The sequence below is a fragment of the Funiculus sociatus GB2-C1 genome (genome assembly GCF_039962115.1).
Classification (GTDB): Bacteria; Cyanobacteriota; Cyanobacteriia; order Cyanobacteriales; family FACHB-T130; genus Funiculus; species Funiculus sociatus.
The window spans coordinates 122,714-134,241 of record NZ_JAMPKJ010000005.1 but is presented as its reverse complement, the minus strand read 5'-3'; the positions used below and the strand labels follow the sequence as shown (position 1 = coordinate 134,241).

At 47.2% G+C, this 11,528-nt stretch carries 8 protein-coding genes; all 8 read right to left on the bottom strand.

Annotated elements, in window-relative coordinates:
• Nucleotides 1-39: 39 nt before the first annotated feature.
• Nucleotides 40-1,266, bottom strand: coding sequence for a tryptophan synthase subunit beta (gene trpB / locus NDI42_RS04390; RefSeq protein WP_190452945.1), 1,227 nt, complete (start codon nucleotides 1,264-1,266; stop codon nucleotides 40-42).
• A 261-nt stretch (nucleotides 1,267-1,527) separates the two neighbouring features.
• Nucleotides 1,528-2,787 carry a tyrosinase family protein gene (locus NDI42_RS04385; RefSeq protein WP_190452883.1) on the bottom strand — a complete coding sequence of 420 codons (1,260 nt, stop codon included), beginning with the start codon at nucleotides 2,785-2,787 and terminating at the stop codon, nucleotides 1,528-1,530.
• A 90-nt stretch (nucleotides 2,788-2,877) separates the two neighbouring features.
• Nucleotides 2,878-3,690 (bottom strand): tryptophan synthase subunit alpha, encoded by an 813-nt coding sequence (trpA, locus tag NDI42_RS04380; protein ID WP_190452882.1) that lies wholly within the window; start codon nucleotides 3,688-3,690, stop codon nucleotides 2,878-2,880.
• Nucleotides 3,691-3,752: 62 nt separating this feature from the next.
• The gene (locus tag NDI42_RS04375; protein WP_190452880.1) at nucleotides 3,753-4,706 is read right to left on the bottom strand and encodes a zinc-dependent alcohol dehydrogenase family protein; all 954 of its coding nucleotides are present in this window, start codon (nucleotides 4,704-4,706) and stop codon (nucleotides 3,753-3,755) included.
• Nucleotides 4,707-4,800: 94 nt separating this feature from the next.
• Nucleotides 4,801-5,706 (bottom strand): indole-3-glycerol phosphate synthase TrpC, encoded by a 906-nt coding sequence (gene trpC, locus NDI42_RS04370; RefSeq protein WP_190452878.1) that lies wholly within the window; start codon nucleotides 5,704-5,706, stop codon nucleotides 4,801-4,803.
• 35 nt (nucleotides 5,707-5,741) lie between these two features.
• Nucleotides 5,742-8,006: an anthranilate synthase gene (locus tag NDI42_RS04365; RefSeq protein ID WP_190452877.1), complete on the bottom strand. Its 2,265-nt coding sequence runs from the start codon at nucleotides 8,004-8,006 to the stop codon at nucleotides 5,742-5,744.
• A 222-nt stretch (nucleotides 8,007-8,228) separates the two neighbouring features.
• Entirely contained in the window at nucleotides 8,229-10,232 is a 2,004-nt protein-coding gene (locus NDI42_RS04360) for a hypothetical protein (RefSeq protein WP_190452875.1), read from the bottom strand.
• Between the two features lie 133 nt (nucleotides 10,233-10,365).
• A complete protein-coding gene (gene scyF, locus NDI42_RS04355) occupies nucleotides 10,366-11,526 on the bottom strand; it encodes a scytonemin biosynthesis PEP-CTERM protein ScyF (protein WP_190452873.1) in 1,161 nt (386 codons plus the stop codon).
• Nucleotides 11,527-11,528: the final 2 nt, after the last annotated feature.

The window sequence follows — 11,528 nt, the reverse complement described above, 5'->3', positions numbered from 1 at the left end:
TCACCCAAAAGCAGTAGGGTGAAGTCTAATCAGTAGGATTTAAGCAATGTGCAAAAACTTGGCAACTGTTTGTACATCCTTGTCACCACGCCCAGAACAGTTAATGACAATGCGTTGATTGTCAGCTAGTTGCGGGCAGAGAGTTTCTAAGTATGCGATCGCATGAGCAGTTTCCAGTGCTGGGATAATCCCCTCCAACTGCGACATTCGCTTAAATGCGTCTAAAGCTTGTTGATCCGTCACGCTGTAATATTCGGCGCGCCCAAGTTCCTTGAGATAACTATGCTCAGGGCCCACACCGGGATAGTCTAGTCCAGCACTAATAGAATGCGCCTCAATAACTTGACCATCATCATCTTGCAATAAGTAGCTCATCGCACCGTGCAGAACACCAATTCGCCCTTGAGTCAGAGTCGCTGCGTGCTTTTCGGTGTCTACACCTTCCCCCGCAGCTTCAACGCCAATCATCCGCACTGTTGATTCATCCACAAACTCGTGGAACAGCCCGATTGCGTTGGAACCACCACCCACACAAGCAAGCAGAATATCCGGTAGCCCTCCCCATTTTTCCAGACACTGGGCGCGAGTTTCTAAGCCAATTACCGCGTGGAAATCGCGCACCATCATTGGGTAGGGATGAGGGCCAGCAACCGAACCGAGGATATAATGGGTAGTCTCCACATTTGTCACCCAGTCCCGAATCGCCTCCGAAGTGGCATCCTTGAGCGTTCCTGTTCCTGCTTCCACTGGACGGACTTCTGCCCCCATCAGCCGCATCCGAAACACGTTGAGAGATTGTCGCTCCATATCGTGAACGCCCATGTAGATTACGCACTCCAGACCAAAACGCGCGCAAACTGTTGCGGTGGCGACACCATGCTGACCTGCGCCTGTTTCAGCAATAATTCGCTGCTTGCCCATGCGCTTTGCTAATAGTACCTGAGCCAGCGCATTGTTAATTTTGTGAGCGCCTGTATGGTTTAAATCTTCGCGTTTGAGGTAAATTTGGGGCCCTGTGCCATCAGGCCGAGCATAGCGGGCAGTTAAACGCTCTGCGAAGTACAGGGGGCTGGGTCGTCCTACATAGTCTCGCATCAGGTTTTGCAGTTCCTCTTGGAAACTAGGATCGCTGCGATATTGCTCAAACGCTGTTTCTAGCTCACTGAGTGCAGGCATCAAAGTTTCCGGTACGTACTTACCGCCGAAGCGACCAAACCGACCCAAGATATCGGGGCGCTGGGTAATGGGTGAAGCTAGAGTATAAATGTCTTTTGTGGTTGTCACTGTTAATTTCCTCTATCTGTTGAGTATTTTGCTGATGATTAAGCAGGTAGGCGCAATTGAATTTCACTTACTAAGGGTTGGTAATGGGTAATAGGAAAGACTTCCTCCCAATTAAAATGGCATTGACTTAACGAGAATTGAGTTTTATCGTAGGTTGGGTTTCATGACTTCAATTGAACAAAAACAAAGGAGGCGTTGGGTAACGCTATCACTCAACCCAACTTACAAGCTTGCAATTAGCTATTAGCCATTACTAATAGCCAAGGTTTTCTGTTTCTTTTTGTGCTTGGAAAGAGAACTTATACCCAAAACACCTAGACCTAATAAACCTAATGTAGAAGTGGGTTCCGGAACCGAAGCTGAAGTAGTGTCATAGGTGTAGCCCATTTTCCGGTAATCTAAAACGTCTGCGGGCGTGACAATATCATCAGAGTCAAAAACTGGTAATAGGGATAGTAAATTTCCTAGCCCTTTACTCGCTGGAGTGGACATACCTCCATCCCAAGGCCACATTGGATCGTTGAGATTGTGTCCATAAGGCTGACCTTCCGAAGGATAAAAATCGCTTCCTTCATGTCCATTATCCTGCCACTCAGCCCAGAGACGATCCACATTAGAATGATTTAGCCAAAATACTGGATCGTTTACAGAACTAGGAATGTTGCTCATAGTTCCTATAGGCTGGAACGTGGGTCGGCTCGTAGTTAAATCAATACGAACCCCACCGACTAAGCCATGAATATAGTTATGAGCAAAGCCTCCATTAATTACATTACCGTCTTTATCAAAAGAAATAAATCCTTCTAAAGCAGGACGGAAAGCTTGGTAATTATCGAGGGCAAGAATTCGATCTATCTCTGCTTTAGGTATTGGGTAATCAGTAGCAGGAGGTACTTGCAGAAAACGTAAGAGGGACGTACCCAACGATTGGTTTGTAGATGGATCGATATGTAAGTCTTTGTTGAGAACCCATCCACTAGCTTCTGAGAAATTACCGGATACAACTGGGCCTCCTTCAAAGGCTCCCGCGCCTGGGATATTGATAGTTACGCCTTGACCATTTGACCCCATAAAATCGGGTTGGAAGATAACGTCAATGGCTGTAGGATCTGTCCAATCCCAGTAGGGAACCGTTACGCTTGGGTCTACTGATTGTAAGGCTTGTTCAAATCTGCGTACATATTCGCGATGCCACGGCAGAAATCCTGAATTTTCATGAGCAGTATCAATATTATGATGATGCTGATGTTCTTCATGCCAATGGATTACGCTCATGGCTCCCAGATGTACGGCAACAAACTGGTCATAAATACTGAGAGCGCTGCCTTCTGGAATTGTGGTTTTTAAAGTTTTGATAGCGTTAACGAAGTTGTTTTTTTCCTCAGAAGTAAGGTCAACCACGTTTTTTCTAACAACTAGGTCAGCTGCGATCGCTTCCATCCCGAACAAGCTAACAGCTATACCAAAGCTTAATATCTTAACAGATTCATGCAAAAATCCCATGTTTTTTTCGCTTTCGGTTAACTTCCTCACCGCCAAAATCAGAACTTAAAAATGAGAGCTAAAAAACGTTTCATTTTTAAGTTTTGATTCTTAATGCTTGATTAATTGGGGGGTAATCGCTTCTTTCAACTCTCGACAAAGTTCTTCAACAGCTTGCAGTCCTTGAGTTGGAGTACCAGATGCCAAACGTTTCACAAAGGCACTTCCCACAATTACGGCATCTGCACCCCAATCTTTTACCTGACGAGCTTGTTCTATTCCAGAGATGCCAAAACCAACGCCAATAGGCTTGTCGGTTACGGCGCGCATCTCTACTAACAAATCCTTAACACGCCCTTGGACTTGCGATCGCATCCCGGTAACGCCAGTGACACTCACCAAATAAATAAATCCCTGAGACTGTTGCGCGATCGCTTCAATGCGTTCCTTGGAACTGGTGGGAGCCGTCAGCAAGATTACTTCAATGTCCAAAGCAGCAGCTTGCTGTAGCAAGTTTGAAGCCTCCTCCAATGGTAAATCGGGAACCACCAGCCCTCTTACCCCTGCACTCGCAATGTCCTCCAGAAACTGCTGAATGCCCCGGTTCAAAATTGGATTGTAATAAGTAAATAGGATCAGAGGCGCTTTTAAGCCGGGACTGACAGCTTGAAGCATCTCTAAAACCTGTTCTAATTTGGTTCCCTGTTGCAAAGCGCGAGTCGCTGCTGCTTGAATCACAGGGCCATCTGCCAGCGGATCTGAATAGGGAACGCCCAACTCAATCATGTCAGCACCATTGCGATCTAAGATTCGTAAAGCCTCTGCTGTTGTATCCAGGTCAGGATCTCCAGCTGTGAGAAAAGGAATCAAAGCGCACTGGTTGCGATCGCGTAAAGACTCAAAACAATCAGAGATAGAATTCATTCTGATATTCCTTTAAAAATGGCTAATTGCTAATTGCTAATTGCTCCGAAGCAATTAGCAACTTATGCAACTTGTAAAACGATTTTGCCGCGCACGCCCTCGCCGCCCTGTTCAAGCTTTTTATGCGCTTGGTCAACTTGATTAAGCCCAAAGGTCATCCCGACAACAGGCTTAATCTGACTTCGTTCAATCAAGGTTCTTAGCGCTTCGAGTTTAGGGCGGGGACGCTCTAAATGGACAAAGTGAACAGTAATATTTTTCCCAATAGCGATATTGAGGTCGCCCTGTACGCCAGTTATCGTGACAGCACGACCATCAACTTTGGTTGCTATCAGGCTTTGGGCGAAAACTTCGCCGCCAACCGTACTCAAACAAACGTCAACTCCTTGTCCGCCTGTTTCGCGGTGAATGATCTCAACAAAGTTTTCGTTTCGGTAGTCAATTGCTCTGTCTGCACCGATGGACTTCACTAAATCAACATCGTAGCCGCCGCAAGTTGTATAAACGTATGCACCCGCCGCCTTAGCTATTTGGATAGCAAACGAGCCTACGCCTCCTGCACCACCGTGAATTAGTACAGTTTCGCCGATTTTGATATTTGCCCGGTCGATCAGTGCAGCCCACGCTGTACCGCCTGATACGGGTACGCTAGCTGCTTCTTGATGAGATAAATTTGCGGGCTTTTTGGCGACAATCGATTCGTGCGCGACATGATACTCAGCGTTGGCACCGTCGCCATCCATAAGTCCGATGGCATAATATACCTCATCGCCTACTTGAAAATCCCTCACATTTTCCGCGATCGCTTCGACGACACCGGAAACGTCATAGCCGAGAATTGCGGGTAGTTTGATTCTTGGGCCAAATACCCCTTGACGCACCCCACAGTCAGCAGGGTTAACGGAGGTTGCATAAACTTTCACCAAAAGTTCGTTTTTACCTGGTGTTGGTTTATCTACCTCGCGGAGTTCAAAGACTTCTGAACCGCCGAAGTCTTTTATAACCATTGCTTTCATGGGATCACCTCAATACATCTCGGTTAGTGGTGTTCATCTGGCAAAAATCCCCCCAACCCCCTTTTTTAGGGGGGCTATTGTTGAGTTAAACCCGTTAAAAAGCAGAGCTATTTATACCAGGGGTATACTCCTCAACCCCCTTTTTAAGGGGGTCGCCGTAGGCGGGGAGATCAAGCCTTAGCAGACTGCGTACAGCTTGCTCTATATCGGGTTGCTTAACTAAAGACTCTCCTACCAGAACTGCACGGACACCAGCCTCAGCCACAAGGTCTAAATCAGCTCTTGTGTACAGACCAGATTCACTGACAACCGTTATCCCTAAACTGTGCAACTTTTCCCGCCGCTGTGCCATTATTTGCTGTGTAGTTCCTAGTGAGACCGTAAAATTCTCCAGATTACGGTTGTTAATCCCCACTAATCGCACATTTGAGAGCTTTAGCACCCGGTCGAGTTCTGCTAAAGTATGCACCTCTAATAGAGCGTTCATACCCAGATCACAAGCAATATTCAGAAAGTTTTGCAGCTCTCGATCCGATAAGATGGCTGCAATTAGCAGCACCGCATCCGCTCCAACCGTCCGCGCTAGATAAATTTGGTAGGGGTCAATGATAAACTCTTTGCAGAGTAGCGGTAGCGTGACGCGCTGACGAATAAGATGCAGATTTTCAAAGCTACCTTGGAAGAATTTGCGATCGGTTAGCACAGACAGACAGCTTGCTCCACCCCCCTGATAGCTTTGGGCGATCGCAACTGGATCAAAATCCGCTCGAATTACTCCTTTACTAGGTGACGCTTTCTTGACTTCTGCAATCAAACTAGGGCAATTTGAATGCTGTAAAGCCATCAGAAAATCTTTTGGAGAAGGAGCATTATTTAGCTGTTCTTGAAGAGTTGCTAAAGGTAGCTGTTCTTTGCTTTGAGCAACTTCTTGCTCCTTGTACTTTACAATCTTTTGCAGAATATTGACTTCGAGTTTTGGCGGATTGCGATGGATTTGCATTGGGGTAACTTGAGTTAAGAACAAACGCGATCGCTTTAATGTCGGACAGTAGAAAAGTCGGAATTAACTTGCAAATTTCCATCCAGATTTTCCTGAACAGCCGTTTCCACCATATTTGAGGAATCACTACCTTTTGCATAGGTACGAATCGCGTTGATAATAATCGCCAGACCAACTTCTCCACCAAGCGTCATGATAGATTCTGGGTGGAACTGGACTGCGGCGATCGGGAGTATCTTATGCTCAATTCCCATAATCACATCATCATGGGAAATAGCTGTAACTTTCAGTTCTTCAGGCAATAAATCTTGCAGAGCAAACAATGAGTGATATCTACCGACTTCAAAAGATTGCGGTAAGTTTTGGAAAAGACCCGATTCTGAATCTGTGACAAAAACACGCGATGACTTACCATGTTGTGGATAGTTAAGAACTCCCAGCTCACCACCGAAAGCTTCAACAATTCCTTGCAACCCTAAACAAACTCCGAAGATGGGAATTTGTCGCTGTACGCAAGCTTTTACCATTTCTGGTACATGAAATTCACTGGGTCTGCCAGGCCCAGGAGATAAAACAACCAAGTCTGGATTACTATCAAGAATTTCTTCTGAGAACCCATGACGTAGCGTTGTGACTGTAGCACCAGTCTGGCGGATGTAGTTAGCAAGGGTATGCACAAACGAGTCTTCATAGTCAATTAGTAAGACACGCTTGTTTTCTCCAAAACGAACTTTCCCCTCACCAACAACCGAACTATTTGGCAGAGCTTCAACACTCGTTTGTTTAGCTTGGCGAATTGTTTGAAAAAGAGCTTCTGCTTTAGTGAGAGTTTCCCGTTCTTCCGCTTCTGGAACCGAGTCATAAAGGACAGTAGCACCAACTCGAACTTCTGCGATCGCATCTTTCAAACGCATAGTCCGCAGAATTAAACCAGTGTTCAAATTGCCATTAAAAGTTAAGCATCCAACGGCTCCACCATACCAACGCCGGGCGCTACGTTCGTGCTGTTCAATAAACTGCATTGCTGCCCGTTTTGGAGCGCCCGTCACCGTCACTGCCCAAGTATGACTTAAAAAGGCATCCAAAGCATCAAACTCAGGCCGCAATATTCCCTCAACATGATCTACTGTATGGATTAAGTGACTGTATAACTCAATTTGGCGACGACCAATTACTCTTACTGATCCAGGTTCGCAAATGCGAGATTTGTCATTACGATCGACATCAGTACACATTGTTAACTCAGATTCATCCTTGCGGGAATTGAGCAACTGACGAATCCGATCCGCGTCATCAATAGCATCTTGTCCGCGCACGATCGTACCGCTGATCGGACACGTTTCAATGCGCCTTCCTTCAACACGCACAAATATCTCTGGAGATGCACCAATCAGATATTCCCCACCTAAATTAAAGATAAACCCATAGGGGCTAGGATTTATCTGCTTTAATGTTTGGAACAGTTTAGCTGGGGAGGTTTCGCATACTTCAAAAAAGCTTTGGCTGGGAACAACTTCAAATAAATCGCCTCTTTTGAAGTAATCAAGTGCTTTGTTAACTTGGTTGGCGTATTCTCCGGGTGCATGATCAGATATTTGATTTCGGGTAAGACACTTGCCTTTGTAATCAATTACCTCACCTGTACGAGGTAAACCATTGGTATTACCATGCACAGTATCAAATTCATATTGGATACGATATGCGCTCTGAAGGTAGTAGTCAACTATCGTCAATTCATCAGGCAGATATAGCACCAAGTCTCGCTGATCTGCTGGACGTTCTTGAAGCTGGGAAACTGACTCAAACTGATATACCAAGTCGTAGCCAAACGCACCATATAACCCCAGATGTTCGTCTTCAATGCTGTAAAAAGAATGTAGAATATCACGAACAATAGTGAAAACAGAAGGTTGCTTGCTACGTTCTTCTTCTGGGAAAGATTCTTCTGTTGGTTTTATAGAACCAGTGATAAAATACTTTTCCAGAGTGATTTCCTGAAGTTGCGATCGCGACTTTAAACGCTCTGCCAAATAAGCCAAAAGCACCACCCCGCGCTCGTTAAGTGCTGTCAGAGTGAAAGAGCGATCGCGTGTAGCGAGTTCCAGGGGTGGATTAACAAAACCTATAGCCCATCTCTTGTATCTTCCTGGGTATTCGTAGCTGCTTGCAAGCAAACCTCCTCGCTGAGAATTAATGCGTCCCAAAATCTCTTCAATGGCAGTTTCCATTGAAATCTCGATTATGGAACGAGTTATGTGAACGCCACCTCTGGTTATATAGCTGTGGGAATCAAAAAACATAATAAAGTCAATCCAAATTCTAGTTAAAAGTCGGTATTAATAGCCCTATTTGAGAAAGTTACCCAACTTAGACTCAAATTTTGCTTTTGCCAATGTTTTCTTTAAGTGTCAATCCTCATACCAATTCACTTTTTTGACCGTTACACTTAAGCTTCTTCTTAACCCCCCTTTTAAAGGGGGTTGAGGGAATCTTCAATGTGGCATTAAAACAGTAAATTAGTATCAGACGCTAAGCTTCTGTCTACTCCGCTTTTTGAACCTTGAATACAGTAAAAATGAGAGTCCCAGCACTACCAGCGGTGTTGAAAATCCAGGCTCAGGTACAGACTGAACATTACCGTCATTAGTACCAGTATCTTTGGCAAGGATGAGTCGGTTAAACGTCTGACTTTCCGATTCCACTAAATTGCCTGTTAACCCAATAAAGTCTTCACCAATCTTGCCCATGAGGGAGTTAATCAAGTCGTCAACAGTAGTCTTTATCTCTGGCAATAATGTCTCCGGGCTGGTGATGTTGTCACCATCAACTAGCCAATTGCCATTACCAACGACTGTGTTATTACTGGTGAACAGCCAATTGCCATTACCAATGACCGTGTTGTTACTTCCGAAGTCCCAGTTACCGTTACCGATAGTTGAGTTATTGCTTCCGAAGTGCCAATTACCATTACCCAAGGTTGCGTTATCGCTAACGTAGTCTAAATACCAATTGCCATTGCCAATGGTTGCATTGTCGCTACTTCCGTCCCAATGCCAGTTACCATTACCGATGGTTGCGTTATCGCTTCCAAATTGCCAATTACCATTACCAATGGTTGCGTTGTCGCTACTGAAGTCCGAATTACCATTGCCGATGGTTGCGTTATCCCTTCCGATGTCCCTGTTACCATTCCCAATGGGTGCGTTACTACTATTGAACGATACGTCACCGCCACCAGCAAACGGGTTACTTCCACCGCCACTACCGCCAGCAAAAGGATTGCTTCCACCGCCACTACCGCCGCCAGCAAACGGGTTACTTCCACCGCCGCCAGCAAACGGGTTACTTCCGCCGCCACTACCGCCAGCAAAAGGATTGCTTCCGCCGCCACTACCGCCAGCAAAAGGATTGCTTCCGCCGCCACCAGCGAACGGGTTACTTCCACCGCCACTACCGCCAGCAAAAGGATTGCTTCCACCGCCAGTACCGCCACCAGCAAACGGGTTGCTTCCGCCGCCGCCAGCGAACGGATTGCTTCCGCCGCCACCAGCAACCGGATTGCTTCCACCGCCACCAGCGAACGGATTGCTTCCGCCGCCGCCAGCAACCGGGTTACTTCCACCGCCACTACTGCCGCCAGCGAACGGATTGCTTCCACCGCCAGTACCGCCACCAGCAAACGGGTTACTTCCACCGCCACTACCGCTGCCAGCAAACGGGTTGCTTCCGCCGCCAGTACCGCCGCCAGCAAACGGGTTGCTTCCACCGCCAGTACCGCCGCCAGCAAACGGGTTGCTTCCACCGCCACCAGCAAATGGATTACTTCCACCGCCACCAGCGAACGGATTGCTTCCGCCGCCACCAGCAAACGGGTTGCTTCCGCCGCCACTACCGCCGCCAGCAAACGGGTTGCTTCCACCGCCAGTACCGCCGCCAGCAAACGGGTTGCTTCCACCGCCAGTACCGCCACCAGCGAACGGATTGCTTCCGCCACCACTACCGCCACCAGCAAACGGATTACTTCCACCGCCGCTACCGCCAGCAAAAGGATTACTTCCGCCACTACCGCCAGCAAAAGGATTGCTTCCGCCGCCGCCAGCAAACGGGTTGCTTCCACCGCCACCAGCAAACGGGTTGCTTCCGCCGCCACTACCGCCGCCAGCGAATGGATTACTTCCACTGCCGCTACCACCAGCGAATGGATTGCTTCCGCCGCCACCAGCAAATGGATTGCTTCCACCAGTAGATGAGTTGCTACGACTCAGGGGGTTGGCACCGCCACCGAAGATAGTGAAGAGATTGTCACCAGCAAACGGGTTGCCACCATAGGGTAGGTCGTTAAAGGAATTACCACCTGTAGGAGAACCGCTTCCACCAAAGGGTGAGTTATCACCAAGAACTACAGACAGCCGATCAAAGGGTGATTGCCGAGGCAAGGTGCCACCGCTATTTGGGTTGCTGTTACCAGTAGATGATGGGTTGCCACCAGCAAACGGGTTGCTACCCCTGGATTCATTTGCGTCCATCAGTAATAGTCCTCTTATTTTAGGGAAAAATTTGTTAGAGACGGAGGAACATCAAAAAGACAAACCTTCACTTGCTTTATGACGCTTGTGTTCGGTTTTTCAATACTCCCCGCTTCTGTCTCATGTTTAGTTGCTAAACAGCAGTGCGATCGCGATCGGTTGTCAAATTGATGACTGACTTTTGTTGTCGTTTTCTCAATGTCGCCGCCGCTCCAATCCCCAGGAACGCTAAACTCAATACGGAGGAAGGTTCAGGTACTGCGGTTCTGTCTATGTTTAACACCTGGACGCGACCTTGGAAGAAATCGCCCACATAGAGTTTGTCATCTTTGTAGCTTGTGCCAGCCGTCCAGTTAAATTTCCCTGGTGAGAGGTCGAGGGGGTTGCCAAAGGGTGGCTCACCTAATTGGGGAGGTGGTGCTGCGACAGCTGAACCAAATGCAGTGAGGAAGTTACCGTTTTTATCGAATACCTGAACGCGGCTGTTGATAGAATCAGCCACATAAATATTCTCAAACTCGTCCACTTCTAGGCCAATTGGCTGATTAAACTCTCCAGGCCCGGTGCCTTGTTTGCCAAATGTCAAGATAGGATTACCTTCTGGATCGAGTACCTGAACGCGGTTGTTAAACTGATCACTCACAAAGAAATTTCCACTAACTGGGGAAATTCTTAAACCTGCTGGCCCTTGGAACTGCCCAGGTTCGGTTCCAGAGCTGCCAATGGAACCGATTAGCTCGCCGTCCTTAGTGTATTTGTTGATCTTGTCGCCGCTAAAATCACCCACATACACATTGCCAGCTTTGTCGAATGTCACACCAGATGGGCCAAAGAAAGCCCTACCGGGTATGAGTCCGGCAAATGAGCCAAAGGAGTTAATAAAATTACCTTGGGGATCGTAGACATTAACGCGGTTGTTGAAAACATCCCCTACATATAAATTCCCAGTATCCGGATCGATTTCTAAAGCTGATGGCTCGTCGAATTGTCCGGGGCCTTTGCCGCCCTCGCCAATTGCTCCTATATAGTTACCTTGAGGGTCGAAGACTTCAACTTTGTTACCGATGTCCGGGTTAAAACTGCCGTCTGGGTTAAGACCGCGACCGTTACTGATGAGGGTATTCCCGGAGGCATCCACTGCTATGCCTTGGGGAACAAACAGCTGCCCAGGGCCGAAACCAGGACTGCCAATACTACGCTCGTAGGTTAAGGTTAGTGATTTGGCTTCAGCTGCTGCTGCAACTATAAATCCGGTACTGAGAATGGCAATTGAAAGATTTTTTAGTAATCCCATAA

What these genes read in the sequence shown, in the direction of transcription:
- NDI42_RS04385 (WP_190452883.1), bottom strand. Translation starts at nt 2,787, where the DNA reads ATGGGATTTTTGCATGAATCTGTTAAGATATTAAGCTTTGGTATAGCT.
- trpA (WP_190452882.1), bottom strand. Translation starts at nt 3,690, where the DNA reads ATGAATTCTATCTCTGATTGTTTTGAGTCTTTACGCGATCGCAACCAG.
- NDI42_RS04375 (WP_190452880.1), bottom strand. Translation starts at nt 4,706, where the DNA reads ATGAAAGCAATGGTTATAAAAGACTTCGGCGGTTCAGAAGTCTTTGAA.
- trpC (WP_190452878.1), bottom strand. Translation starts at nt 5,706, where the DNA reads ATGCAAATCCATCGCAATCCGCCAAAACTCGAAGTCAATATTCTGCAA.
- NDI42_RS04365 (WP_190452877.1), bottom strand. Translation starts at nt 8,006, where the DNA reads ATGTTTTTTGATTCCCACAGCTATATAACCAGAGGTGGCGTTCACATA.
- NDI42_RS04360 (WP_190452875.1), bottom strand. Translation starts at nt 10,232, where the DNA reads ATGGACGCAAATGAATCCAGGGGTAGCAACCCGTTTGCTGGTGGCAAC.
- scyF (WP_190452873.1), bottom strand. Translation starts at nt 11,526, where the DNA reads ATGGGATTACTAAAAAATCTTTCAATTGCCATTCTCAGTACCGGATTT.